The 26,076-nt window shown below is 62.1% G+C and carries 23 protein-coding genes; 15 read left to right on the top strand and 8 right to left on the bottom strand.

The window, feature by feature from the left end; all coding sequences use genetic code 11:
* Nucleotides 1-85: 85 nt before the first annotated feature.
* A complete protein-coding gene (locus tag G5V57_RS08895) occupies nucleotides 86-1,270 on the top strand; it encodes a patatin-like phospholipase family protein (protein ID WP_165167160.1) in 1,185 nt (394 codons plus the stop codon).
* A gap of 125 nt (nucleotides 1,271-1,395) precedes the next feature.
* Here the strand turns inward: G5V57_RS08895 and G5V57_RS08890 are convergent, their stop codons facing one another.
* The gene (locus G5V57_RS08890; protein WP_246737578.1) at nucleotides 1,396-3,336 is read right to left on the bottom strand and encodes an adenylate/guanylate cyclase domain-containing protein; all 1,941 of its coding nucleotides are present in this window, start codon (nucleotides 3,334-3,336) and stop codon (nucleotides 1,396-1,398) included.
* A gap of 391 nt (nucleotides 3,337-3,727) precedes the next feature.
* Here G5V57_RS08890 and G5V57_RS08885 point away from each other — a divergent pair, with 391 nt between their 5' ends.
* The 3 genes from G5V57_RS08885 to G5V57_RS08875 all read left to right on the top strand — a co-directional run bounded on the left by G5V57_RS08885 (nucleotide 3,728) and on the right by G5V57_RS08875 (nucleotide 7,175).
* On the top strand, nucleotides 3,728-6,043 hold the full coding sequence (locus tag G5V57_RS08885) for an ABC transporter substrate binding protein (protein WP_165167159.1): 2,316 nt from the start codon (nucleotides 3,728-3,730) through the stop codon (nucleotides 6,041-6,043).
* 62 nt (nucleotides 6,044-6,105) lie between these two features.
* Nucleotides 6,106-6,735 carry a response regulator transcription factor gene (locus G5V57_RS08880; protein WP_165167158.1) on the top strand — a complete coding sequence of 210 codons (630 nt, stop codon included), beginning with the start codon at nucleotides 6,106-6,108 and terminating at the stop codon, nucleotides 6,733-6,735.
* Between the two features lie 50 nt (nucleotides 6,736-6,785).
* On the top strand, nucleotides 6,786-7,175 hold the full coding sequence (locus G5V57_RS08875) for a response regulator transcription factor (protein WP_165167157.1): 390 nt from the start codon (nucleotides 6,786-6,788) through the stop codon (nucleotides 7,173-7,175).
* Between the two features lie 148 nt (nucleotides 7,176-7,323).
* Here G5V57_RS08875 and G5V57_RS08870 read toward each other — a convergent pair whose 3' ends face one another.
* Nucleotides 7,324-8,112, bottom strand: a complete 789-nt coding sequence (locus tag G5V57_RS08870; protein ID WP_165167156.1) for a hypothetical protein — start codon at nucleotides 8,110-8,112, stop codon at nucleotides 7,324-7,326.
* A gap of 115 nt (nucleotides 8,113-8,227) precedes the next feature.
* Here G5V57_RS08870 and G5V57_RS08865 point away from each other — a divergent pair, with 115 nt between their 5' ends.
* Nucleotides 8,228-8,386, top strand: a complete 159-nt coding sequence (locus G5V57_RS08865; protein WP_165167155.1) for a hypothetical protein — start codon at nucleotides 8,228-8,230, stop codon at nucleotides 8,384-8,386.
* Here G5V57_RS08865 and G5V57_RS08860 read toward each other — a convergent pair.
* The 4 genes from G5V57_RS08860 to G5V57_RS08845 form a co-directional block, all read right to left on the bottom strand.
* Complete coding sequence (locus G5V57_RS08860; RefSeq protein WP_246737577.1) at nucleotides 8,363-9,001, bottom strand: response regulator transcription factor; 639 nt, start codon at nucleotides 8,999-9,001, stop codon at nucleotides 8,363-8,365. The genes G5V57_RS08865 and G5V57_RS08860 overlap by 24 nt on opposite strands.
* Complete coding sequence (locus tag G5V57_RS08855; protein ID WP_165167153.1) at nucleotides 8,988-10,424, bottom strand: ATP-binding protein; 1,437 nt, start codon at nucleotides 10,422-10,424, stop codon at nucleotides 8,988-8,990. Before G5V57_RS08855 ends, G5V57_RS08860 begins: the two co-directional genes overlap by 14 nt.
* A gap of 249 nt (nucleotides 10,425-10,673) precedes the next feature.
* The gene (locus G5V57_RS08850) at nucleotides 10,674-11,348 is read right to left on the bottom strand and encodes a GntR family transcriptional regulator (RefSeq protein WP_165167152.1); all 675 of its coding nucleotides are present in this window, start codon (nucleotides 11,346-11,348) and stop codon (nucleotides 10,674-10,676) included.
* Nucleotides 11,348-12,529 carry an NAD(P)/FAD-dependent oxidoreductase gene (locus tag G5V57_RS08845; RefSeq protein WP_165167151.1) on the bottom strand — a complete coding sequence of 394 codons (1,182 nt, stop codon included), beginning with the start codon at nucleotides 12,527-12,529 and terminating at the stop codon, nucleotides 11,348-11,350. Before G5V57_RS08845 ends, G5V57_RS08850 begins: the two co-directional genes overlap by 1 nt.
* A gap of 309 nt (nucleotides 12,530-12,838) precedes the next feature.
* Here G5V57_RS08845 and G5V57_RS08840 point away from each other — a divergent pair, with 309 nt between their 5' ends.
* Nucleotides 12,839-13,954: an extracellular solute-binding protein gene (locus G5V57_RS08840; protein ID WP_165167150.1), complete on the top strand. Its 1,116-nt coding sequence runs from the start codon at nucleotides 12,839-12,841 to the stop codon at nucleotides 13,952-13,954.
* Between the two features lie 245 nt (nucleotides 13,955-14,199).
* A complete protein-coding gene (locus G5V57_RS08835; protein WP_165167149.1) occupies nucleotides 14,200-15,432 on the top strand; it encodes a hypothetical protein in 1,233 nt (410 codons plus the stop codon).
* Nucleotides 15,433-15,444: 12 nt separating this feature from the next.
* Here the strand turns inward: G5V57_RS08835 and G5V57_RS08830 are convergent, their stop codons facing one another.
* Nucleotides 15,445-16,257 (bottom strand): helix-turn-helix transcriptional regulator, encoded by an 813-nt coding sequence (locus G5V57_RS08830; RefSeq protein WP_165167148.1) that lies wholly within the window; start codon nucleotides 16,255-16,257, stop codon nucleotides 15,445-15,447.
* Between the two features lie 307 nt (nucleotides 16,258-16,564).
* Here G5V57_RS08830 and G5V57_RS08825 point away from each other — a divergent pair, with 307 nt between their 5' ends.
* From G5V57_RS08825 to G5V57_RS08790, 8 genes are all read left to right on the top strand, one after another.
* Complete coding sequence (locus G5V57_RS08825) at nucleotides 16,565-18,448, top strand: N,N-dimethylformamidase beta subunit family domain-containing protein (protein WP_246737576.1); 1,884 nt, start codon at nucleotides 16,565-16,567, stop codon at nucleotides 18,446-18,448.
* A gap of 19 nt (nucleotides 18,449-18,467) precedes the next feature.
* The gene (locus tag G5V57_RS08820) at nucleotides 18,468-19,430 is read left to right on the top strand and encodes an ABC transporter substrate-binding protein (RefSeq protein ID WP_165167147.1); all 963 of its coding nucleotides are present in this window, start codon (nucleotides 18,468-18,470) and stop codon (nucleotides 19,428-19,430) included.
* Nucleotides 19,431-19,521: 91 nt separating this feature from the next.
* Nucleotides 19,522-20,352 carry an ABC transporter permease gene (locus tag G5V57_RS08815; RefSeq protein WP_165167146.1) on the top strand — a complete coding sequence of 277 codons (831 nt, stop codon included), beginning with the start codon at nucleotides 19,522-19,524 and terminating at the stop codon, nucleotides 20,350-20,352.
* 8 nt (nucleotides 20,353-20,360) lie between these two features.
* A complete protein-coding gene (locus G5V57_RS08810; RefSeq protein ID WP_165167145.1) occupies nucleotides 20,361-21,149 on the top strand; it encodes an ABC transporter ATP-binding protein in 789 nt (262 codons plus the stop codon).
* Nucleotides 21,150-21,159: 10 nt separating this feature from the next.
* Complete coding sequence (gene hisD / locus G5V57_RS08805; protein WP_165167144.1) at nucleotides 21,160-22,479, top strand: histidinol dehydrogenase; 1,320 nt, start codon at nucleotides 21,160-21,162, stop codon at nucleotides 22,477-22,479.
* 120 nt (nucleotides 22,480-22,599) lie between these two features.
* Entirely contained in the window at nucleotides 22,600-23,133 is a 534-nt protein-coding gene (locus G5V57_RS08800; protein ID WP_165167143.1) for an invasion associated locus B family protein, read from the top strand.
* Nucleotides 23,134-23,309: 176 nt separating this feature from the next.
* Nucleotides 23,310-23,672, top strand: a complete 363-nt coding sequence (locus G5V57_RS08795) for a DUF488 domain-containing protein (RefSeq protein ID WP_165167142.1) — start codon at nucleotides 23,310-23,312, stop codon at nucleotides 23,670-23,672.
* 231 nt (nucleotides 23,673-23,903) lie between these two features.
* Complete coding sequence (locus G5V57_RS08790; RefSeq protein ID WP_165167141.1) at nucleotides 23,904-25,517, top strand: GMC family oxidoreductase; 1,614 nt, start codon at nucleotides 23,904-23,906, stop codon at nucleotides 25,515-25,517.
* 145 nt (nucleotides 25,518-25,662) lie between these two features.
* Here the strand turns inward: G5V57_RS08790 and G5V57_RS08785 are convergent, their stop codons facing one another.
* Complete coding sequence (locus G5V57_RS08785; protein ID WP_165167140.1) at nucleotides 25,663-26,010, bottom strand: hypothetical protein; 348 nt, start codon at nucleotides 26,008-26,010, stop codon at nucleotides 25,663-25,665.
* Between the last annotated feature and the right edge of the window lie 66 nt (nucleotides 26,011-26,076).

The following is a 26,076-nucleotide window of genomic DNA, read 5'->3' as shown; positions in this document are numbered from 1 at the left end:
AACAGGGTATGAGAAAAGTGGGCCAGTCGGAATCAATTGCCTGGCGCGCCCGCTTCGCGCGCTGAGGGGGTAGCGGGGGTCAGTTGTGCATGCGTCCAAATCACTGGCTTTAGGCGTCGCGGCGCTGCTGCTGCTCGGGGGCTGTGCCGGCGGAGTGCGCAATCCGGTGCCTGAGCCCCTGGTCGCGACGGCCGCCCTTCCGGGCTATGCTCATATCCGCTTCTGGGGCGACGATGGCGGCGGCGTCAGTCCCGCTGTCCTCAAGACCCAGGCCACGCAAGTGGTCAGGGCCGCCAAGGCGGACAAGTCGGTCAATCTCTATGACCGTAAATTCCTCGCCATTTCCGGGGGTGGCAGCAATGGCGCCTTCGGGGCCGGCCTGCTTATCGGCTGGACTGCGTCGGGCACACGGCCGAAATTCGACGTGGTCACCGGCGTCAGCACCGGCTCGCTCATTGCTCCTTTCGCCTTCCTCGGACCCGACTACGATCCGCAGTTGCGGGAGGTCTATACCACCATTTCGGGCAAGGACATTTTCGAGACCAGGGGGATACTGAGCATCATTGGCGGCGACTCCGCCGTCGACGATACGCCATTCAAGCGTCTGGTCGGGCGTTACGTCGATGACACGCTCATGGCGGCGGTGGCCCGTGAGCATGCCAAGGGACGCCGGCTTCTGGTCGGCACCACCAATCTCGATGCGGAGCGTCCGGTCATCTGGGACATGGGGGCCATCGCCTCAAGCCACGTGCCTAACCGCAAGCAGCTTTTCCGCGACATCCTCGTGGCGTCGGCCTCGATCCCGGCGGTGTTTCCGCCGGTCCGTCTGTCGGTCACCGCCGACGGCCAGAGATATGACGAGATGCATGTCGACGGCGGCACGACCAACCAGGTTTTTCTCCTCCCCTCCAATTTCACAGCGCGTGAGGTGGATGCGATCATCGGCCGGACGCCGAAGCGCACGCTCTATGTGATCCGCAACGGCAAGGTCTCGCCGGAATGGAGCGCGGTGAAGCCACGGATCACCGCCATCGCCGCCAAATCTCTGAACTCGCTCATCAAGACCCAGGGCATCGGCGATCTCTACCGCCTCTATGCCAATGCGAAGCGCGACGGCATGGATTACAATGCGATCTGGGTTCCGGAAGACTTCGAGCTCAAGGAGAAGGAGCCCTTCGATCCGGTCTATATGAGGAAGCTGTTCAACCTTGCCTATAAAACCGGCAAGAATGGCATTCCGTGGTCCAAAGTCCCCCCGAATGAGGAGTAGCGCGTAGATCACGATGAGTTTGGATTGAGTCAGTCCAAACTCATAAACGTGATCGATTCTTCTATGTTAGCGCGGAATTCTTGCGAAGAATCCGGTGCCCGCTTTTTCGCATCCCGCGCTAACCGCTATCGCCGGGACACGAGCTCGAACAGCTCGACTTTCTCCGCGCGGCCCTTGGCCTGATGAAAGCCCAGACGGCGGAAGATGAAGTTTCCTTCGCAGCGATCCTTGAGCGCGCGGCTCGTCATGATCGTGGTGCCGAATTCCTTGTTGATGCCTTCGAGACGCGAGGCCACGTTCACCGTGTCGCCCATGGCGGTGTAGACGAGCCGGCGCTCGGCGCCGACGCTGCCCACGACCGCCGCGCCGCTATGGAGGCCGAAGCGGGTCACGAATTCCGGCCTGCCCTCAGCGCGCTGGCCGGCGTTGAACTGGATGAGTGCCGCCGCGAGGTCGAGCGCGCAGCGGCAGGCATTGCCGGCGTGGTCGGGATCGGGTACCGGCGCATTCCACATGGCGAAGACGGAATCGCCCAGGAACTGGATGATTGCGCCTTTGTGGCGCTCGACACCCTTGTTCATCAACTCGAAATAGGTCGACAGCATCGCCACGACTTCCTCCGGCGAATGACGCTCGCTGATGGTGGTGAAATCGCGGATATCGGTGAACATCACCGTCACCTCCTGACGCGCAGCACCGCTTTGGCTGTCGCCCCGCGAGGTGACGATTTTTCGCACCAGCTCGCGCGGCACATAGAGAGCGAAGCTGCGAATGGCGTCACGGGCCGCGGCGATCGCGGCGGAGAGGGAATTGATCTCTCTGATATAAGTGGACTCGGGTGCGGCCTTCCCGAACTCGAAATCACTCAGCCGCATCGCATCCTCGGTCAAGGAGGAAAGCGAGCGGGTGATGAGGCGGGCGATCAATATCGCGGCGATGATGCCGATCGCCAGCAGAAGGCCCGAGACGACAAGAGCGCGGCGCAGGAGCTCTTCATTCGCCGCCGTGAAATCGGACAGCGGTGCCGTGATCACCAGAGTATTGCCGGCGAGCAGCGGCGAAAAGGTGATCGGTGCCGCCTGTCCGAGATAGGGTTCGCCCGCCACCTCGAAAACAAAGGAGCCTTCCGCCGCGGGAAGCGCCGAGCGCGCAGCGGCAATTGTCGCGTCGCTGATATTGGGGTCATCCGCCGAAACCCGCGTCTTGCGGCCACGCAGCAGGAGCAGTTTCTCCATCAGGTTCGGATCGGAATGGATGAGGAGATCGCGAGTGTCATCGAGAATGAAAGACGTGGCGCGTGGCGAGACCTTTTCGCTGTCCAGAAAATGACCGATGGTGGCAAGCAATATGTCGGCGCCGGCAACCGCGCCGTTTGCATCATGGTGGCGTTGCGACAGCGTGAGAGCCAGAGCGCGCGTCGTCGCGGTGACATAGGGCCCGACGGAAGAGATGTCCGGCGTCGCCAGTGCGCGCTGATACCAGGGCCTGGTGCGCGGATCATAGCTCGCCTCGGTCGGCGCCAGCGCCGCCACAACCCGGCCGTCACGGCCAAGGAAACGCCAGACGGACGACATGTTTCCGTTGGCTGGTTCACGGGCGATGACGCGTAGCGCGAAGGTCGCCTCCGCCGGGGCGCCCAGTACCTTGCGCCAGGTCTTGTCGTTGTCGAGGCTCACGACATGGATAAAGGAGCCGTCGCCATAGCCGACATAGAGGCCGTCCAGATTGGGTGAGCCGGCCAGCCCCTCGAGCAGCAGGCGCGTCTTGGCGGGAAGATCGGCTGGGGGAGGGGTCGCGAAGGCATCGGATATGGCGGCCATCGACACGAGGGGGACGGCATCACCGAAGACGATGCGGAAGCGGTCGGTTGTGCGCTCGCTCAGGAGCTGCATCTTCTCGTCGGCAGCGGTCTCGGCGGCGGCCTCGCCGCGCTGATGCGCCATCCAGATCAAGGGGAGCGCAACGCCCAGTAGCAGAAGTATGATGAGGAGGCTCAGATGCAGCTTCAGCGGGCCTGCCCATGAGGCCGGTTTCTGGGGATGCAAATGCGCGCTGGGTTGCTGCACTATCGACTGCCGGTAATCTCGAAGAATCAGATGACGCCATATCCCTGAAAGCAGGAAAGGCGCCACATGGGAAGCCCCATGTCGGGCCGCAGTTACTAGATCACGATGAGTTTGGATTGAGCCAATCCAAACTCATAAACGTGATCGATTCTTATATGTTAGCGCGGGATTCTTGCGAAAAACCGGTGTCCACTTTTTCGCATCCCGCGCTAGGCAAGTGGACATTGAGGGAATAGTTGGACCAAAGCCCAACGGGACGGCCCCAAGTCCATGACACCATTCACGTAATAGTGTCTTCCATTGCGCGCTCGTTCCGAAACTCCTACGATCCGCGCCGCACCGGGGGTTTGCTGTCTCCTATTGGCGACGGTGAGTGAAGATGTGTGCGGCAATGTCCCATAACTCGGCTGCGATCCTGCTTGCCTTGATGGCGCGGGCCCGGCTGGCTGTGGGCGCGTCATGCCTCGCCGTTCTTCTGGTGATGTTCGCGCCTGCTGTCCTGGCACAGGAGAACGCACGTAACATTCTCATTCTCCTCTCGAACGATCCGGGCCTTTCCGCCAATGTCGAGATGTTGAAGGGCGTGCGGTCGGCCTTGGGCCCGGATGATCCGGGGCCGGCGCAGATATTCGACGAGTATCTCGATGCGGCGCGCTTTCCGGAGGCGGAGCGTGCCGAAGCCATGCGCGGCTTTCTCAAGACGAAGTTCGCAGCGACCCACATTGATCTCGTGGTGACAATAGGTCCGGAAGCGCTCCGCTTCATGATCGGCCATCGCCAGGAGCTGTTTGCGGGCGCTCCGGTCGTCTTCGCCGGCATCAGGGAGGAATCGCTAAAGTCGCTCGCGTTGCCCGCCGACATGACGGGCATCATCAGCCAGATCGATCCGGCAAAGACATTGGAGCTCGCCTTGCGGCTCAAGCCGGACACTGAACAGGTCGTCGTCGTCTCGGGTGCGGCTCCTTTCGACAAATCCTGGGAGGCGAAAGCCAGAACGCTATTCGCGCCATTCGAGCCGAAGCATGCCTTCACCTATTTGAGCGGGCTTCGCATGGCGGATCTCCTGGATCGCGTCGCTAAACTGCCGCCGAATTCGCAGATCGTCTTCCTATCGTTCTTTGAAGACGGATCAGGCGCGCGTCTGCGCCCAAATGCGGTCGTGGAGAAGGTGGCACTGGCCGCGAATGCCCCGGTATACGGCATATACGACACCTATCTCGATCGCGGTATCGTCGGGGGCTACATGGACACGTTCGAGGCTGTCGGGCGCGAGACCGGAAAGCTCGCGCTTGCCGTGCTCGATGGAGAATCGCCTCAGAGCATCTCTCCGCATGAGGCGGAAACCCACAGATTTATCGTCGACTGGCGTCAGATCGAGCGCTGGAATCTGAACGCGGACGCGCTGCCGGCCGGCACCGAGATCCGCTTCAAGGAGAAGACCGCCTGGGAACGCTACAGGAGGGAGATCATCGCCATCGCGGCGGTGATGCTCGTGCAGTCCGCCATGCTGCTGCTGCTGGCGTCAGAGGTGCGTCGCCGCAAGCGCGCCCAGCGCGCCGCGGAGGAGGCGAGCGAACGCATGGATGCGGCGGTCACCGGTGCCGATCTGGGCCTGTGGAACTGGAGCGCCGATACGGACACAGTGTGGACCACGCAGCGCTGCCGCAAGCTCCTCGGTCTCAATGCGGACATCCCGCTCCGGCGTGACAACTTCCTCGGCTGCCTGTCGCCGGAGGACCGCGCGCTGGCCCTGGAGCGCATGGCGAGCGCGCTGCGCACCGGCAGAATCTGCGTTTCCGAATATCTGATCCGGTTGCCCGGGGACGGAGAGCGCTGGATCATGACCAAGACCATTCCGAAGAGCAGGATCAATGGCTCGGCCGAACGGCTCATCGGCGTCATTCTCGACATCACGGAACGCAAGCAGCGCGAGATGGAGGCCGAAAGACAGCGCCAGGAGCTGGCGCATCTTTCACGTGTGTCGGTGCTGGGCGCGCTGTCGGGAGCGCTCGCCCACGAGCTCAATCAGCCGTTGACGGCGATATTGAGCAATGCCGAGGCAGCCAGCATGCTGGCCCGCCGGCCCGGCAATGCGAAAGAGATCCAGGGCATTCTCCGCGATATCATCAAGGACAATAAGCGCGCCGGGCAGGTCATCCATCATCTGCGCTCGCTCCTCAGGAAGGAGCAGGCGGCGAAGGAACATTTCGCGGCAAATGAGATCGTGAATGATGTGCTGGGCCTGTGCCACAGCGACCTGGTTATAAAGGGAGTCACGGTCGTGAAGAGACTGGGGAAGAATCTCCCGATGCTGCTCGGAGACGCCGTGCAACTGCGGCAAGTGCTGTTGAATCTCGTCCTCAATTCCTGCGACGCCATGGCCGAACGGCCGGCGGGCGAACGAATCCTCACCATCGCAACCACGACGGAAACCGATACGGTAGCCTTCTCGATCAGCGACAACGGTCGCGGCGTGCCCGCCGAAACCATCGAAGATCTTTTCCAGCCCTTTTATACGACGAAGAGCTTCGGCATGGGGCTGGGCCTGCCGATCTGCCAATGGATCGTCGCGGCGCATGGCGGCGAGCTGTCGGCGCGCAACAATCCGGCGGGCGGCGCGACCTTCTCCTTCGAGCTGCCCAGTCCAGGCATGGGATGCGAAAAAGCGGGCACCCGTTTTTCGCGAGAATCCCGCGTTAATATATGAGAATCGATCACGTTTATGAGTTTGGATTGATTCAACCCAGATTCATCGTGGGAAAGGAAGATATGACGAACTCGCCGCCCGTCGTTTTCCTGGTTGACGACGATCCGAGCGTGCTCAAGGCGCTTGGCCGGCTATTGACGATCAAGGGCTTCGAGGCGCGGCCCTTCTCGACACCGGGCGCCTTTCTGCGCGAGCACGATCCCACTGTACCGGGCTGCATCCTTCTCGATGTCGCGATGCCGGAAAGAACCGGCCTGGAGCTGCAGAAGCTTCTGACAAGCGCCCAGCCTATCCAACCGGTGATCTTCATTTCGGGGAACAGCGACATTCCGACGAGCGTGTCGGCGATGAAGGAGGGCGCTTTCGACTTCCTGACCAAGCCGGTTGCCGGCAAAACCCTGCTTGCCGCAATTCGCAAGGCCATCGCCAAGGATGCCGAGACCCGCCGGCGGCGCTCGGCCCAGGACAGGATGAAGGCCCTGGTGTCGGCTCTGACAAAGCGGGAAAGGGACGTGTTCGACCTGGTCGTCACCGGCAAGCTCAACAAGCAGATCGCCGGCACGCTCGGCATCGCCGAGAAGACCGTCAAGGTGCACCGAGCCCGCATGATGAGCAAGATGGGCGTGCGCACACTGGCCGAGCTGGTGCAGGTCGCGGAGCGCATCGGGGCCATCGCCCATGACGGCCCGTAGGCCCTAGGTCCATCTATCGCCCGGGATCGGATTTGCCTACGCGGTATCGGATGATGGTGAAGATCAAGGATCGCATCGCCATAGTGGATGACGACGCGGCGGTCCGTCAGGCGCTCAGGCGACTGTTGAACGCAGCGGCTCTCGAGGCGGTATCCTATTCGTCGGGCGCCGAGTTCCTGGAGGCGCTGGCGTCGGGGGAGCCGAGTTGCGTCATTCTCGACATGCACATGCCGGGTCTCAGCGGACTCGATGTGCAGCGGCATCTTGCCAAGTCCAAGTCGACCGTGCCGGTGATCGTCATTACCGGACATGACAGCCCGCTTGCCCGCGAGGAGGCCATGGCGCTGGGCGCGCGCGCCTATCTGGCGAAGCCGGTCGAGGGACGCCTGCTCATCGCGCAGCTGCGCAAGCTCGCCCGGCCGGCAAAGGTCCGAAATTAGGATGCCCGATTATTTGCTGCTGCTGATCGAGTCCGGCCTTTGGACGCGCTTCAATGTCGAGTCGATTGGTAGCGTGAGTTCTCTGACAAATTCGATTGGGCCGCGACCCGGCGAAGCATGATTGAGAACTGACGATCCAGTAGGCGCCCTAAAAATTGAATACGAAACCAATCAGCGGACCGGAGAATTCGGCATCTATTGCAAGATCGTTTCTTCTGTAGTCGAGACCCATGCTACGATAGCCGAGTGTCATTGAGAACAAGTCGTTGAAATCATATCCGACGGTTCCCATAACATCCCACATCAATTTGTCATCGGACACGTCAAAACCGCCGATCAACCCCCAGCCGGCCAGATAGAAATTCTCATTGATATTGGCACGGCCCTTGAGGCCGACGACGGGATCGACCCAGGTGTCACCGCGACCAAAGGAGTGGCCGCCAAGCAGGTCGTCAAGCAGGCCGCGTTCACCCTTGATGTCCAGACCAATGTCCACTGACCACATCCTCGCGCCAGCGACCACATCAAGATTGCCGCCATCGCCGTACCACAGGCTATAACCGCCTATGCCTGTCAGCGAAGCAATCTCTAAGGTTCCTTCCACGTCCCTGGCAAAGAAACCCCTCGGAGTCTGCACATTATCCGACAATTTTGCCCAAATGAGATCGCTGCCAATGCTGAAGCGGCCATTGCGGGCCTCTCCCACGAACATCACAGGCGGCGCGGCTAAGTGGTTCAGGATCTGGCTGAAATCGACGTCAAACTCTACTTCTGGTGGTAAGCGGCCCACCGTAGCATTGCCATTAACTCCGATGGCCCACCCGTAGGGTGCTAATGTGAACACCCAATCGGACTCTACGGGCGGAAGGTCGGCTGCATTTGCCAGACCGGCCATGCCACTCACGACAATAGTAACTAGCCCGATTTTCTTCAGCATGCCCGCTTCCTCCATGCTGGATAATACAACGCAATTAGCCCCCCACGCGTTGAGCATAGCAGTATTCGTAGGATTTTACGATCCCAAAGCCTAAGCGAGACACTCGCAATCCCTAATGCGGTGGATAGCCCAGCTCCCGCGATGTCTCGAAGACCCGGATCAGCGTCAGCCGGTCACCGGCTATCGCGCCCTCGCCGCCGACTACGAGCAGAACGACTTCACCTTCGATGTCGTCGAGCACGGCCCGATATCAGGCGCCGCCTCCACCTTCTGACGCGGATCGGCTCTCCGCCTCGTCGGCGAGACCGTGTTTGTAGGCGAGCCGCACCAGCTCGGCGAGCGTGCGCACGCCCATTTTCTTCATCACGCGGGCGCGGTGCACCTTGACCGTCTTCTCGACGATCCGCAGATCGGCGGCGATCTGCTTGTTGAGGCGTCCGGCGATGACGCGGAAGAACACCGCCCGCTCACGCGGCGTAAGTTCGTTGATCCGCGCCGTGATGTCGCTGAATTCCGCGTCGGCGGCGCGTTCGGTCGCGTTGCGCTCGATGGCCTGGCGCACCGCCCGCAGGAGGTCGGTTTCGTCGAAGGGCTTGATGAGAAAATCCGCAGCGCCACCCTTCATCGCCGTCACCGTAGCCGGCACGTCGCTTGCACCGGAAATGAAGATGACCGGCTGGCGGTGATGTGCGGCGGCAAGCCGTCTTTGCACGTCGACGCCGCTCAGGCCTGGCAGCGCCATGTCGAGCAGGATGCAGCCCGGCGCCGACGGATTGTGCTCGGCGAGGAAAAGGGCCGGATCGCTATAGGCCCTGGTGTCGAAGCCTCCGGCCGTAAGCAGGCGTTTCACGGCGCGCAGAACCGAGGGATCGTCATCAACCAAATACACGAGAGGACTCTGTGTCCTCATCAGTCACCTTTGCCGCCGTTGCCGTCTCCGTGGGCAATGGTAGCTCAAAGGCGAAGGTCGCGCCACCGCCCGGATTGCCCTGGGCGAAGAGCCGGCCGCCATGTGCCATGATGATCCAGTTGCATATCGGTAGGCCGAGGCCCAGGCCCAGCGCCTTCGTGGTGTGGAAGGGCTCGAACAGGAACTGCAGGCTGCTTTCCGAAATACCCTCACCAGTGTCGGTGACGGAAACGCGGAGCTTGCCGTCCTTGGTCTTCTCCGTCACGATATGAAGGGATTTCCCGGCGGCGGGTGTCTGGCTCATTGCCTCGCCCGCATTGACGAAAAGATTAAGCACCACCTGCTGCAACTGGACCGGATCGCCGTCGATGAGGGCGCAATCCTCGCAGAAATCCTTGGTGACGCGCACGCCCCGGAGAGCGAGATCGCTCTTGGAGAAGGCGAGCACTCCATCGATGATCTTGTTCATGTCGACTGGACGCCGCATCATCTCGTCCTTGCGCAACAGCGAACGCAGATGGGTGATGATGTCCCCGGCGCGCATATCGTCGGCCACGATGTCTTCGAGGATCTGGCGGATCTCTTCGATGTCGTAGCGCTTGTGTGAGAGAATGCGCCGGGCCGCCTGGGCGTTGCTGAGGATGGCAGTCAGCGGCTGGTTGAGTTCGTGGGCGAGAGCGCCGGACAGCGCGCCCAGGACCGAGACGCGGGTCAGATGGGTGAGCTGCTTGCGCTGCTCGACGGCCTCCTGCTCGGCCTGCTTGCGCGAGGTGATGTCCATCAGCACGCCCAGAAGATGGTCCGGCTTGCCGCCGCGCCGGCTGCGCGGCGTCGCCCGCGAGGCGACCCAGTGCGCTGTGCCGTCGGGCTGAACAAAGCTGTATTCCGCCTCGCATGGTTTGCCGGTGAGCATGGCCTCCGTCATGCGCGCCTCGGCCAGCGCCCGTTCCTCGCCTTGCAGGCAGTCGAGGAATTCGTCGCGCAACATGGTGGGGCCCCCTTCGAGCCCCAGCATTTTGCGGCAGTGGTCCGAGGTCCAGACCATGTCGGTCGCCGGGTCCCAGTCCCACAAACCCAGATTGGCGGCGACCACGGAGATCTCGATCTGATCACGGCTGTCATTGGCGGCCAGCTCGGCCAGGCGGCGGCTTTTCACCTCGCGATAAAATTTGAAGACGAGGTAGGAAAGGCCGAACAGAATGGCGAGCGTGAACAGCACCGAGCCGTAGTTGAGGTGCCAAGTTGCCAGGAGGATCGGGTGCATGTCGCTGGGGCCCAACGCAGAGGCCGGCCGCACGGTGCCGACCAGCAATGCGGCAAAGAGCGGGAGCACCAGCAATAGATTCGGAATCTTGTCCGCGAGCGGGAACGCAGAAAGGCGTGACTCGATCGTCAAGCGCAAAAGCGACAACCTCCTAAGCTCGGCGATGCCGTCCCCGCGCCCGGTAGTACCCCGTGGGCGTGAGAATAGGTCAGGTAATGCCTATTGATCAAGCATGTAGCGGGCGCGCGTGAAGCCGTTGGGCGAGTGGGCGCGCACCGCAGAGCCCGGCCGGCGAGTTTGCCGCCCCGGGCTATGCCGTGGCGATCTGGCCGGTCTCGACCTTGCGTGTCGCAATGCAGGCAATGCAGCGTAGCGGATAAGCTACGCCTACACCGCCAGCCGCGCTGTCGCCTGCCAGCCGCCATGGGCGCGTTTGTAGGCTTCAAGCGCCGGATAGATATGGTTGACGCAGAGCGTCACGAAAGTCGCGCGGTCGCCGCGGGCCAGCGCATCGAGGATGGCGCGGTGCTCGAGGCGCGACTGGTCGAGCATCTGCGGGTCGCCGATCGCATAGCAGCGGATCGCCGTGGTGCGCGACCAGAAATGCTCGATCATCTCGGCCAGATAGCGGTTGTTGCAGGCGCCGTAGAGCACCTCGTGGAATAGATTGTTGAGCTCGGTGGTGCGCTTCAGATCGAGCGCGTCGACGGAGCGCGAATACTCCGCATGGATCTCCTCGAGCCGGCTCAACAGGGCAGGGGGTGCCGGCATCGGCACGCGGCGCGCCGCTTCCGCCTGCAGGATGGCGCGCATCTCATAAAGCTCATTGACCTCCTCGACGGAGAAGTCGCGCACCACATAGCCGCGATTGGGCCTTCGCGTCACAAGGCCCATCTGCTCGAGCGACACCATGGCGGAGCGCACGATATGACGGGTCGCCCCATAGCGCTCGATGAGATCGTCCTCGACCAGACGCTCGCGCGGTCGCAGACGTCCGAAGATGATGGCTTCCCTGATCTTTTCGGCCAGTTCCGGCATCTGCCTTTCGGAAACGGTTTGCATCAGGACGCCGCCTTTCTCGCCTCGGCGTGCGTCAGACTAAGTGTTTCCTGAAAGCTTGTCCGCCCCGCGATGGTTTGAGCGACATGCTCGGCGATGGCGAGCGAAGAGGTGAGGCCCGGCGATTCGATGCCGTAGAGATTGATGAGCCCCGGCACGCCATGCACCGCCTCGCCCTGGATGACGAAATCCGCCGCCGGCTCACCGGGCCCATGCAGCTTGGGCCTGATGCCGCAATAATCGGGGAAGATCGCGTCCGCCGGCAGAGACGGCCAGTATTGCCGGATCGAAGCCTCGAACTCCGCCCGGCGCGCATCACTCACTTTATAATCGATGCTGTCCACCCATTCGACATCCGGGCCGAAACGCGCCTGGCCACCGAGATCGAGGGTGAGATGGACGCCCAGGCCCCCCTGCGTCGGCATCGGATAGATGAGGTGCCGGAACGGCGCCTTCTGCGCCAGGCGGAAGTAATTGCCCTTGGCGAGACGCAGTTTCGGGATCGAGGCCTCAGGCAGGCCGTCGATGCGCTGGGCCACTTTTTGCGCGCCAAGCCCGGCACAATTGACGAGACTTCGGCACAGAAGTTCGAAAGGCCCGCCGCTGTCGACCGCGAGGCGGAAGCCCTGGTTCGTCGCTTGCGCGGACAGGACCTCGGAGCTGAAGGCGACCACGCCACCGTGATTCTCGAGATCGCCGCGGTAGGACAGCATCAGCTCATGAATATCGACGATGCCGGTCGAGGGCGAGAACAGCGCGGCTTCGCCGGAGAGCGCGGGCTCACGCGCCTGGAGCTCCTGCCGGTCGAGCCAGACCAGATCGTCAACGCCGTTGCGGCGCGCGAAATCCTGAAGAGCGCGCAATGCCGCGACCTCATCGGCGCGCGCCGCGACGATCAGCTTGCCAAGGCGCCGGTGGGCGATGCGGCGCTCGTCGCAATACTGATAGAGCAGCTGGCGGCCGAGCACGCATAGCCGCGCCTTCAGAGACCCTTGCGGGTAGTAGATCCCGGCGTGAACGACCTCGGAATTGCGCGAGCTCGTCTCGGTGCCGATGGCATTGCGCGTTTCCAGCACCAGCACGTCGCGGCCGGCCAAGGCCAGGGCGCGCGCCACGGCGAGGCCGATAATCCCGGCGCCGATGACGACAACATCAGCCCTTTCGATGCCGGTTGAAGATTCCATGAGACACACTTTCTAGGAGGGGAGACAAAAGTAGCGAGCTTCCTATATACGATATTATTGATAATCTTATATTGGATAATAGAGTTCGTCCTCATGTTTCCGGCGCGCTTTGCCCGGAGCGGGGAGCGATGGCCGCCACCATGTCCAGGCAATATGAGGCGAGCCCCGGCGGTGATGCTGCCACTCCGGCGCAAGCGCATCGCGCCTCGGTCGAAGGACGCGACCTACTCGACATTCGTAATGCGACCAAGCGACAAGACGGCTGGGCTGATCCATAAAGGGGCATAGATTCAAAAAAAGGAGGAAACGATGAGGAAATTGAATCGCCGCAGCGTGATGAAGCTCGGGGCCTCGGCCGCCGTGATGGCGCCTGCCATCATCGGGCGCGCGCCGGTCGCCTCGGCACAGGACGCCTTCAAGGATGAGAGCCTGATCGTCGTCTCCTGGTCGGGCAATCACGAGCTCAATTTCCGCGAGGCGGTGATCAAGCCCTTCAATGAGAAATACGGCACCAAGGCCGAGACGGTCGGCGGCTGGGACCAGATGGTGGCGCAGATCGTCGCCGCGCCCGCCGACAACCCGCCCTTCGACCTCACCATCGCGGACGAATATACGACCGCGGCGGGGCTCGCCGAGAAGCTCTTCCTCGAGACCGACCGCAGCAAGATCAAGGGTCTCGACGCCGTCTTCCCGTGGTTCGACGATCTGCGCGGCGATGCAAGGAAATACGGCATTCCTTTCGGTGGCGGCTCGCTATGGATGCTGACCGCCAAGAGCACCGGCTTCAAGCCCGACAGCTGGAAGAATTTCTGGGACGAGAAACTGCGCGGCAAGACTACGATGGACGCCGCCGCCTTCTACTGGGACCTGTGCATCCCGGCCATTCTTTCCGACAAGATGCCGGGCATCGATGAAGTGTTCCAGAAGCCCGCCGACATGGAGCCGCTCTTCCTCGAGCTCGAGAAGCTCAAGATGGCGAAATGGTACAAGGATGGCGCCGAGCTCTCCAATCTCATGCTGCAGGACGAGGCGCAGGTGGCGATGATGTATTCGTCCGACGCCTATGGCTTTATGAAGGATCATGGCAGCGAGTTTGAGGCTGCCATCCCCACTGAGGGTACGGCCTCCTACACCAACTGGTTCATGAAGGTGCGCGGCACGAAACATGGCGAGCTCGCCGATCTGTTCATGAACTATCTGCTCGAGAAGGAGACGCAGCAGAGCTTCCTCAATGTGGCGACCGACTTCATGGCACGCTCGGATTTGGAAGTGCCGGCGCATTGGCCGAACTATCCGAAGTCGAATGACGACATGAACCGCATGTTCAAGCTCTTCAGTCTCGAGGGCTGGACCATCTTCGGGCCGAATTGGGACGTGCTCGATGCGCGCATGAAAGAGACGATATCCCGCACGACGCAAGGTTGACGACCTCACCATTGACGCTTGCGTAATGAGCCTTCCGGGCGCGACGTCACCGTGCGCCCCGGATCATGGGGCCTAACAAAGGATTAACGTCGGGCTGGGCGAAGTGTAACCGAAATAACACATTCGATATAATTTGCACCCTTCCGTTGTGTCGTCTGATTGTATTGCACCGCACAGCGGATCATGATCTCGCCATCGTGATTCAAAGCGGTGCCGCGTGCGGCCGCCGCCTCGGGGAGGACACGATGAGGAGCATGACCTCCATTCTGCTGGCCGGCAGTGCTGTTGCTCTCAATGCAACCGTCGCAAAAGCAGATGATCTCTCGGCGCTCAAAGTCGAGCTCGAAGCTCTGCAGAACCGGGTCTCACAGCTCGAGGCGCAGCCCAAAGCGGCGCTGCCGTCAGGCTACAGTCTGCTGACGATCCGCGACGGCCAGGCCGATTTTAGATACTTCACGCCCCAGAGTCGGGACGACACGGTGCCCGAGGATTCGGGCTTCACGATTTCGGTACTGCCGACAGCCGATGTTGCGCCCGTGGCGGAAGTCTCAATATCGGGCGAGATCCGTACCGCCGTGATGTATACGGACTTCGACAGCGGCGCCAATGCCGATGTCATCAATCGCGGCCGTCTCGTGATCATGGGCAAGGCCCAGACCGCGGTCGGCGAGGTTGGCGGCTATGTTCGTTTGCAGGCCAATGGCGGCGGCGATTTTTCGGATTACTCCGAGGACGCCCACATGAACAAGGCGTATGGCTGGTGGGATTTCGCGCCCAACTGGCGGCTCCTCGCCGGCTTTGAGGACACCACCGCCACGCTCCTGTATAGCTGGGATTATTATGCCGCCACGGCGCCGACGCGCACCTTCGGTCCGTCCTATATCTACAATGAGCAGATGCGGGTCACTTATTCCGACGAAACATTCTCCTTCGCCGTGGCGCTTGAGGATCCCGATTTCGACCAGGTCGATGAGCGCAGCGACGTTCCTTCCGTGATCGCCTATGCGACATATACGTCCGATCCGTTCACCGGCCAGATCGTCGGCCTGTGGCAGCAGGATACTGTGGGCGACGAGGACGACTGGTCGATCGGTGGTGGCTTCAAGCTCGGCATCGCCAAGAATTTCGATCTCATCGCCGCCGCCGTCATCGGCGAAGGCACGTCGATCTATTCCGCCAATCTGTCGCCGATCACCCCCGATGAGGATTTCTGGGACGGCAGCATCGGCATTCTCGCCAATCTCACCGAACACACCCGCATCGAACTCGGCGTCGGCTACGAAGACTACGATGTGGCCGGCAAGGCGCTCGGTTATGGCGGCGGCGTCTATTGGGATCCGGTCAGCCAGCTGACCGTCGGCGCCGGCGCCACCTATATCGATTTCAATGACGCCTTTACCGAAGACGACGATACCGTGACGCCGATCGAGGACAACAGTCTCGAGATCTTTCTCGGTACCTGGCTGCGCTTCAAGTAAAGCATCGGACGATCATCGCGCGGCCGCGGCGGTCCTCTGGGCATATTCGAGCAGCGGCATCATCAAGGCGAAGAGCTCGGCCTGCGATGACAGATTGCATTTGCCATAGAGCTGCTTGCGGAAGACTTTCACGGTCTGCGGGCTGACATCGAGATGCAGGCCGATCGAGGGCGAGGAGTGGCCCTGCAGAATGAGGAGCGCCACTTCCGCCTGCCTTCGGCTCAAGGTCACGTTGTGCAGCGAGCGCATCGCGGCGATCAGGCTGTCGGTGATCGAGCGCGCCTCCGCTTTCACCGAAGGCAGCTTTTCCTCCGCACCCCAATGCGCTTTCAGTAGCGCCATGATGACGCTCTCATAGCGGCGCAGATTCTCCTCGGCCTTGGGGGTGAAGAGCTGATCGGACGAAATGTCCTTGCCCATCGAGATGGTGAGGGTCGCATTGTCGCCGATGGGCAGGATCACCGAGATCTCGTCAGTGATGCCGATCTTGCCATAATACCATTTGTAATAGCGGCTGCGGCGGAACTGGTCGGGCGCCACATCAAGGAGCCTGTAGAGGCCCGGCACGCCGCGGTTGAGATGGAAGTGATAGATCGGGTCGAGGAGATAGGCGCCGGGCAGATATTGCTCATCGAGATAGCTGAACACGTCAGGCCCGTGGATCTCCTTATAGAGCACGGCCGGCGTGGCGGTGCCCTGGAAGACGATCACGATCACATTGTCATAGACGATGCAGCGGCGCAGGAAATGCGCCACGACGCGATAGAAATCAGCCTTGCCGATGGCGCCGATCGCCACGCTCAGGCTGTCAAGATCAGACTGCATAGGATTGTGCGGTGCTCATACCCCGATGGGGGTATATACCCCTCATTTTTGCCAAATGTAAGGTAATTTGGCGATGCAGAGGGGTATAGGAAATGACGGCCAACCGTCAGCCCGGGAGACCTCTGCGTCCCGCCTGAAATCGAGGACAGGACATGAAGCGTGACGTGGACCACGGCGCGATGGCGGTGGTCGGCTATACGACGCCCTGGAGCGCCCGGGCGACCGAGACGGTGGAGCTGCATCTCTCCTGCGGCCGCCGGTCGCGCATGTCGCCGTCCGCCGGCTCGATATTCCGCTTCCGGAACGAATGGATTGGGCCGTTGAACCCATTGGGGAATCGCCTCGGCAGCAGGCCTTCGAGCAGGGATCTTATCTGCATATCGCGGCCGCCGAGATCGGCCAGGCCGGCACCATCACCGGTCTCGACTTCGAACTCTTTCTGACCCGTAACGAAGGTCCGCGCACCATCGCGGCGTGTGATGCCTTCCATCTGGGCCTCGAGAATCAAGTCGTTTCGCTGGTGCGGGACGGCGTCACGCTGATCGATTCGGTGCCGGTACCATCGCAAATCTGGCTGAGCGTCGTCCTGAGACAGGAGGGCCAGGGACTCTCGCTCTCCATCCGCGGCCATGACCCTCTGGCGCCTTTCACGTATCATCACCATGTCGCCGATGTCGCCTGGCGGGCACCCAGCGGTGATCTGCGCCTCGGCAGCAGTGGCGCCGCCGACGCCCGAACGCTCAACGCGAAATTCGCCCGGCTCACGCTCGCGACGCCTCAACCGCCGGTCGCCTGGATCTTTCCGACACTTCTACCGGACGGGCCGATCCTGTCTACGAACGGGCTGAAGCTCGACTCGGTCAATTTGCCGGCCTTCTGCATCACGTCGCCGCGCTGGGACGGGTCGAGCTTCGAGCCGCGCCTGGTGCCGTCGCATTACGACGCCGTTCACTGCCATGACGACGATATGGCGCGGCTCGCCTGGCCCGCGTCCTATCGCCTTTCAGTGCCCGCGGACGCCGCTCCTGGTATTTATGCCTTTGATGTCGACTATGAAGGCGGCAGCGAAGAGATCGTCTTCTTCGTCACCTCATCCGCGCCGCAGGCGCCGATCGTCTTCCTGGTGCCGACCGCCACCTATCTCGCTTATGCGGACGAATATCTGCCGCGGCATCTTTATGAATGGAAATGCGACGATCGCGGCCACGCTTTCGCCGTCGCCAACAATCTGAGGTCGCTCTACGACTATCACGGCGACCGCTCCGGCGTGTCGATCTGTTCCTGGCGCAAGCCAAAGGCCACCCTGCGCAGCGACTATCTCTATCCGCTGTGCGGCGCGCCCCACAATCTTCCTGTCGATTTGCATCTCCTGCGCTTCTGCCACGCCAATGGCATCGCCTTCGACCTGATCACCGATTTTGATCTCGACCGCCACGGTATCGAGGCGCTGCGGAATTATCGCACCGTCGTGACCGGCAGCCATCCCGAATATATCTCGGTCCGGATGGAATCGGCGTTGCGGCGCTTCGCGGCCGAAGGCGGATCGCTCGCCTATCTGGGCGGCAACGGCTTCGCCGGCACGGTTGCTTTCCGCGATGATCTGCTCGAACTGCGCCGCGGTCCGACGGAAGCGGGTCGCACCTGGGATGGAAAACTCGCCGAGCAGTCGCTGGCGCTGACCAACGAGCCCGGCGGTTACTTGCGCTCGCGCGGGCGCGGCGAATTCTCGCTCATCGGCGGGGCCATCTCATTGATGGGCTTCGACGGCGCGCGCCCTTTCACGCGCACGCCCGAGAGCCATAGCGATGAATGCGCATGGCTGTTCGAGGGCGTCGAGAACGACACGTTCGGCGACGAAGGAATCGTCCTCGGAGGTGCCGCGGGCTACGAAATCGACGCCACCGATCCGCATCTCGGCACCGCGCCCGGGACGATCGTGGTAGCGCGGGCCGACGGCTTTCCGGAGAGCTTTTTCCACGATCCGACGCGCTGGTATGAGGGCGGCGAGGCGGAGATGCGCGGACGGCGCGTCGCCGAAATGACCCTGCGCTTTCTATCCAAAAGTGGCCTCATCTTCTCGGCGAGCTCGGTCGCCTGGTGCGGCGCCTTGCCCGAACCCGGCGGCATGAACGATGTCGGCCGCATCACGCTCAATCTCTTGCAATTCCTTTCGCAGCCAAAACCGGAATAACTAAAGAGGAGATCCCGGAATGCTGAAGAAACTAGGACTGGCGGTCGCGCTTTTGGCGGCGTCGATCACGACGGCGGTGGCCGAGCCGGTCAAGATCGGGCTGCAGCCCTGGCTCGGTTATGGCCCGCTCTGGGTGGCCGAGCAGAAAGGCTTCTTCGCCAAGCATGGCGTCGAAGTGCAGCTCACGACCTTCAACTGGGACCAGGACATGACCGCGGCACTCGCCAGCGGCAATCTCCATGTCATCGCCGCCGCCACCAACGGCCTCATCACCAATTTCAATCAGGGCGTCGACCAGAAGGGCTTCCTGGTGATGGATCTGTCCTTCGAGGCGGATGCCATCGTCACGGGCACCGCGATCACCACCGTGCCGGAGCTCAAAGGCAAGAAGGTCGCTTTCGAGGCCGGTACCACCAGCGCTCTCCTGATCAACTACGCGCTCAAGGAGAACGGCATGTCGCTCGCCGATATCGAGCATGTGCCGATGGGCGCTTCCGAAGCGGGGCTCGCTCTGATCGCCGGCCGGGTCGATGCCGCCGTCACCTATGAACCCTATGTCTCGACGGCGCTCGCCCAGGACGCGTCCTACAAGGTCATCTTCACCTCGGCGAAGAAGCCCGGCCTCATCAGCGACATGCTGACCGCCAACTCGACCTGGATCAAGGCAAACTCGAAGGACGTGCAGGGCATGATCCGCGCCTGGGACGAGGCGATCAACTTCATCCGCGCCAACCCGAAGGAGGGCGGTGAGATCATCGCCAAGGCGGTCGGCAGCCCGATGGAGGAGTTCGAGCCGGCCTTCAAAGGCGTGCGCTTCTACAATGTCGCGGAGAACATGGAGTTCCTGAAGGGCGACTTCCAGGCCACGATCCAGGAGATCGGCGAAATCATGAAGACGACCAATCCGAAGGAGATCACCAAGATCCCGACGGCGGACGACCTCCTGATGCTCGACGACCTCAACGCGGTCGCGGCGAAGTAACGCGCTCTTACCCTCTCCCCCGCTGGGGGAGAGGGGATAGCTAAAGAGCGTCGGTACGATGCGTGACTAGTACAAAGTGATGGAGGACGACATGTCCCAGACTCAGGCGGCGCACCAGCAGCGCCAAGGCATCGGGCGGCTGTTCCGCCTCAGGCAGGAGATCCCGGCGGGCATCTCCTCCGCCGCGGGCTTCGTCGTGCCGGTGACGCTTCTGTTCCTGTGGTGGCTGATCACCAGCTTAGGCGTGGTCAAGCCGCTGTTCCTGCCGAGCCCGGGGGCCGTGCTTGAAGAAGGCTGGCGCCAGCTTTCGGAAGGGATCCTCGTATCGGACGCCTCCGTCAGCATCTATCGCATCCTCATCGGCTGGTCCGCCGCCACCATCGTCGCCGTGCCGGTCGGCATTCTCATGGGTAATTTCCGCATCATCGAAAGCGCGCTCGAGCCGCTGATCTCGACGGTGCGCTACATGCCGGTCGTGGCGCTGATCCCGCTGTCCATCCTGTGGGCCGGCATCGGCGACCTGCAGAAGGTCCTCATCCTGTTCCTCGCCACCTTCTTCCAGCAGTCCCTGATGATCATGGACAATGTGAAGAACATCGATCGCAATCTGATCCGCGCCGGCCAGACACTGGGCTTCAGCAATTTCGAGATCCTCTATCGCATCATCCTGCCGGCCGCCTTGCCTGGCATCTGGGACACGTTCCGCATCACCATCGGCTGGACCTGGACTTTTCTCGTGGTCGCCGAGCTCGTTGCGGCGAGCGAAGGCCTGGGGCGGCGCATCATGGACGCGCAGCGCTATCTCGCCACCGACACGATCCTGTTTGGCACTCTGTTCATCGGCATCATGGGACTTCTTACCGATTATCTCTTCAAGAAGTCCGGTCGCGTGCTGTTCCGCTGGAACAATCAGTCAAGATGAGCCCTCCCGTGAAAACCAAAGTCGCCATAGACGGCGTCGGTAAAATCTTCCAGGTCGACGGTTCTCCCGTCACCGCCATCGGGCGTGTCGATCTCGCCATCAAAGAGAACGAATTCGTCTCCATCGTCGGCACCTCGGGCTGCGGGAAGTCGACGCTCCTCAATATCGTGGGCGGGCTCGACGAGCCGTCATCGGGCGAGATCCGCATCGACGGCGAAAGGGTTCTGGGCCCCGGGCGCAATCGCGGCTTCGTCTTTCAGTCCTACAGTCTGTTCGAATGGATGACGGTCAAGGGCAATATCCGTTTCGCGCTCGAGAAGAGCGCGCTCGGCAGGCCTGAGAAGGACGAGCTCGTCAGCCATTTCATCCAGGCGGTCGGACTTTCAGGCTTCGAGAACGCCTATCCGCAGCAGCTGTCGGGCGGCATGCGCCCGCGCGTCGCCATCGCCCGCGCCCTTGTCTACAAGCCCTCGATCCTGCTGATGGACGAGCCCTTCGGCGCCCTTGACGCACAGACGCGCGGCATGATGCAGGAGCTGCTGCTGAAAGTCTGGGAAGACCACAAGGTCACGGTGCTGTTCGTCACCCATGACGTCGATGAGGCGATCTTCCTCGCCGACCGGGTCATCGTGCTGGCGAGCCGGCCCGGCAAGGTGAAGAAGGACCTCGCCATCAAATTGCCGCGGCCGCGCAACTTCGAGATCGTCACCGACGCGCAATTCACCGTCTACAAGCGCGAGATCCTCGCCGATATCCGCGAGGAGACGCTGAAGGTCATGGCGCTCGAACGGAAATAAGAGAATCATTATGTCTGAAGTACCGAAAGTCGCTCTGCACGAGCTTGCGAAACTGTCTTCGGCCGAGCGCCAGAAGCTATTGTTGCGTGTCGATGTCGATCTCGACCCGTTTCTCGAGGGCGTCAGGCCGATCATCGAGGCGGTAAGGCGGGAAGGCGATGCCGCGCTGGTGCGCTACGCAAAGATGTATGACCGCGCCGAGATCGATGCGAGCGGCATTGCCGCGAGCGAGGCCGATTTCGACGAGGCTTTCGCGGCGCTCGATCCCGACATGATCAAAACGCTCGACTACGCCGCCGACAATATCCGGCGCTATCACGAGGCACAGCTGCCGGGCGAGATGTGGATGAAGGAGATCCGTCCCGGTGTGCTGGTGGGCGAGCGCTATACGCCCATCGACAGTGTGGCCGTCTATGCGCCCCGCGGCAAAGGCTCCTTCCCCTCGATGACCCTGATGACCGCCATCCCCGCCGTGGTGGCGGGCGTGCCTCTGCCGATCCTGCTGACGCCGGCCGGGCCCGACGGCAAGGTCGACGCGGCGACGCTGGTGGCGGCGAAGCTCTCAGGCATCACGCGCGTCTACAAGGCGGGCGGCGCCGTGGCGGTGGCGGCGGCGGCCTACGGCACTGAAACGGTGCCGCGCTGCTGCAAGTTCGAAGGTCCGGGAAGCCCCTGGGTGGTCGCGGCCAAGCGGCAGCTGCAGGGCCTGATCGGTTCGCGCGTTGCGGCCGGCCCCAGCGAAGTGATCGTGTTCGCCGACGACACGGCGGATCCGCGCATCGCCGCCCTCGATCTCCTGATCGAGGCCGAGCACGGACCCGATAGCTCAGCCTTTCTCGTTACCGCGTCGCGCCGGGTGGCGGAGAAGGCGCTCGCGGCCCTTCCCGAATTCTGGCGCGAGATGAGCGCGCTTCGCGTCGGCTATGCGGGAACCGTGCTGGGCGGCACGCGCGGCGGCATCGTTCTCGCCGCCTCGGCCGCGGAGGCCTATGGGTTCATCAACGACTATGCGCCCGAGCACCTGCAGATCCTGTCCAAGACACCCTTCGAGCATCTGGCCCATATCCGCAATGCCTCCGAGATCCTGCTCGGCGAATATGCGCCGGGTTCGATCGCCAATTACCTGATGGGGCCGAATGCGGTTCTGCCCACCGGCGGGGCGGCGCGCTACAGCTCACCGCTGGGCGTTCATGATTTTATGAAGAGCGCCTCGATCGGCCATGTCACGCAAGGTGGCTATCGTGAGATGGCGCCCCACACGCACCGCTTCGCCCGCTATGAGGGCTTCGATGCGCATGCCAATGCCGTGTCGCCCTTGCGGGGCCTATAGTGCGTATCCCGGCGACGTGATTCCACGTCGCCGGGATGCGCGCTGAGATCACCGTTGCGTCAGCTCCCCAAACGGGTTCATATGCGCGCCGCGATGCTTTGAGTCTAAAGGGGGAGTTCGATGGGACAGTTGGCGCGTTTGTTCGGCATGGGCCTGGTAGCGGCAGGGATTCTCGCGACAGGCGCGCTTGCCGCCGCATCGCAGGAGACGACCAACCCGGAGCAGCCGAAGCAGAATGCGGCACCGCGCGAGGCCTGGGCGACCAATTGCTCCTCGCCCGCCCGCGGCCAGGCGCAGGACTGCGCGATGGAGCAGCGCGCCGTCGCGAGCGAGACCGGCCAGGCGATCGCCCAGATCACCATCCGCGTGCCGCAAGACACCAAGAAACCGGTCACCATGGTGCAGGTGCCGCTCGGTCTGTTCCTGCCGGCCGGCCTGTCGGTCGATGTCGACGGCGATCTGTCGGAAAACTTCCCGTTTCAGACCTGCAATAATAGTGGCTGCTTCGTCGGTTTTCCGATTCCCGACGTTATGCTCAAGGCCATGTTCAATGGCGGCAAGCTCAACCTGACGTTTCAGAATCTGAACAAGAAGCCGGTCGTGCTGCCAATGTCGCTGTCGGGCTTTACCGGGGCCTATAACAAGATCAAATAGTCCCGCCCTAGATTACCTCCTGCGACCTCGTCGTCATCACCAATACCGGCCTGAAATTCTCCGGGTAGGAGCGCGTGGCCTTCTGGCGCGTGTGAGCCTATACTTGCCTCTCACTGGCGCGTGATCAGGAAAACCGGGTACCCGCCTGAAGTGGTCGCGATCGGTGGAGACGATCAATGCCGGCGATTGAGGTGAAGCGGATCTATGATGCGCCGGCGCGCGGCGACGGCCTGCGCATTCTGGTCGATCGCATCTGGCCGCGCGGCATCTCCAAGGAGAAGGCGGCGCTCGATTTCTGGGCCAAGGACGTGGCGCCTTCCACGGCGCTGCGCCAGTGGTTTCATCATGATCCGAGCCGCTGGAGCGAATTCAAGACACGCTATTTAGCCGAGCTCGCGACACATGAGGCGGAGCTCGCCGACTTGCGCGCCAGGATCGCCGGCCACAAGGCGACGCTCCTCTATGCGGCGGCGAACATCACGCAAAATCACGCGCATGTGCTGAAGGATGTTCTTTCGCGACCGGCATCGCGTGATTGATCGCTATCTTACTCAATTAATCTCCAAGTGGCCGAAGGCCGGGTGAGGGCTCTTAGGACAGGTCCGCAGCTCTCGTCAACGAGCCCTCATCCGCCCTATCGGGCCCCTTCTCCCACGCGTGCCGCGCGGGAGAAGGGGAACGCAGAGGAGGCTGGCGAGGTCGCCGCGACGCGCTATAAGCTCCATCATGATCAGGCCGGAAAGCCGGAACGCCGATCGATCGGAGAATATGTGACGACGCGCCGCCATCTCGGGAGCTGGGACTATGTGATCGTCGGCGCCGGATCGGCAGGCTGTGTGCTCGCCAATCGCCTGAGCGCCCGCTCCGGCAACCGCGTGCTGCTCATCGAAGCCGGCGGCTCCGACAACTACCACTGGATTCACATTCCCATCGGCTATCTCTATTGCATGGGCAATCCGCGCACCGACTGGGGCTACAGCACGGTGGCGGAAGCCGGACTCAACGGACGCTCGCTCGCTTATCCGCGCGGCAAGGTGATGGGCGGCTGCTCATCGATCAACGGCATGATCTATATGCGCGGCCAGGCCGCCGATTATGATCACTGGCAGCAGCTCGGCAATCCCGGCTGGGGCTGGGAGAGCGTGCTGCCGCTGTTCCGTAAGTCGGAACGCCATCACGCTCTGGGCGAACCCTATCACGGCCAGGACGGCGAGCTCAGGGTCGAGCGGCAGAGACTCTCCTGGCCGATCCTCGATGCGGTGCGTGAAGCTGCGGAAGAGCTGGGTGTGCCGAAGATCGATGACTTCAACGGCGGCGACAATTTGGGCTCGTCCTATTTCGAGGTCAATCAGAAGGCCGGCTTCAGGTTCAATTCGGTGCGCGCCTTTCTCGCACCCGTGCGGCATCGCGCCAACCTCACCGTGCTCAGCCATGCCCAGGCCGAGCGCATCCTGTTCGACGGCAGGCGCGCCAAGGGGCTGGAGCTCAGGTTGAAGGGCGAAAGCGTCAGGCTCGATGTCGGCAAAGAGCTCATCCTGTCGGCCGGCGCTATCGGCTCTCCGCAGCTTCTGCAATTGTCAGGGATAGGACCTTCGGCGCTGCTCGCCCGCCACGGCATCCCGGTGCTGTATGAGCTTCCGGGCGTGGGCGAAAATCTGCAGGACCATCTGCAGATCCGCACCGCCTTCAGGATATCCGGTGCCGCCACCTTGAATGAAAGACAGGCGAAGCTTCGGGGCAAGCTCGGCATCGCGCTCGAATATGCGCTCAGACGCACAGGCCCGATGGCGATGGCGCCGAGCCAGCTCGGCATCTTCATGCGCTCCGATCAGCGCTTCGCCACGCCCAATATCGAGTTCCACGTCCAGCCCTTGTCGCTAGAGCGCTTCGGCGAGCCCTTGCATTCCTTTCCGGCGATCACCGTGTCGGTGTGCAATCTGCGTCCCGAATCGCGTGGACATGTGCGGATCGTTTCAGGTGATCCCAAAGCCCATCCCGAGATCGCGCCAAATTATCTGTCGACCGCGGGCGACCGTGAGGTGGCGGCGCAGTCGATCGCCATCGCGCGTCGCCTGATGCAGACGAAACGTCTGGCCGCCTACCGGCCGGTGGAGTTCAAGCCGGGCACGGAAATCCAGACGCCGGAGGAGCTGGCGCGGGCGGCGGGCGACATCGCGACGACCATCTTCCATCCCGTCGGGACAGCAAAGATGGGGACCGACCGGCACAGCGTGGTCGATCCTTCACTCTGCGTTCATGGCATCGCCGCCTTGCGCGTCGTCGACGCCTCGATCATGCCCACCATCGTCTCAGGCAATACCCATGCGCCCGTGGTGATGATCGCCGAAAAGGCGGCTGAACTCATTAATACGCGATTATTTTAGACGACAACACACCCTCATGCTGAGGCGCGACCCCGGCCTTGAGCCGGGGGAGCCTCGAAGCATGATCCAGGTACACAGGCTTGCCGCCCTTCGAGGCCCGCCTACGGCGGGCGCCTCAGGGTGAGGGTAGGAATCTGAAGGATGTCTATTCCTTCACGACATGCCAGACGCCACCCTTGCCGTCGCCCATGGCGTCGCCAGCCTTCTTGTCGTCCGCATAATAATAGAGCGGATGTCCATCATAGGCCCATTGCATGGCGCCGTCCTTGCGCTTCGACTTGGTCCAGTCCTTGCCCATTTTATCGCCCTTGTGAACGGCATAGGGCGGCCAATGCTTGGCGCATTCGCCATAGCAGGACGACATGTGACCTTTGTCCTTGTCGTAAGTGTAAAGGGTCATGCCCTTGGAATCGGTGAGCATGCCCGCCGCGAAAGCCGCCGACGCCGGCAGCAGCGAGGCCAGAGCAAGTGTGCAGATAACGAGCTTATGCATTCGGATTCTCCCTTTCCGTTGAATCCCCGCGCCTTTTATTCTTACGCCATGGCGATGCCCGGTATT

This window comes from Nordella sp. HKS 07 (genome assembly GCF_011046735.1).
Taxonomy (GTDB): domain Bacteria; phylum Pseudomonadota; class Alphaproteobacteria; order Rhizobiales; family Aestuariivirgaceae; genus Taklimakanibacter.
This window is presented reverse-complemented; position numbering and strand designations above follow the sequence as displayed.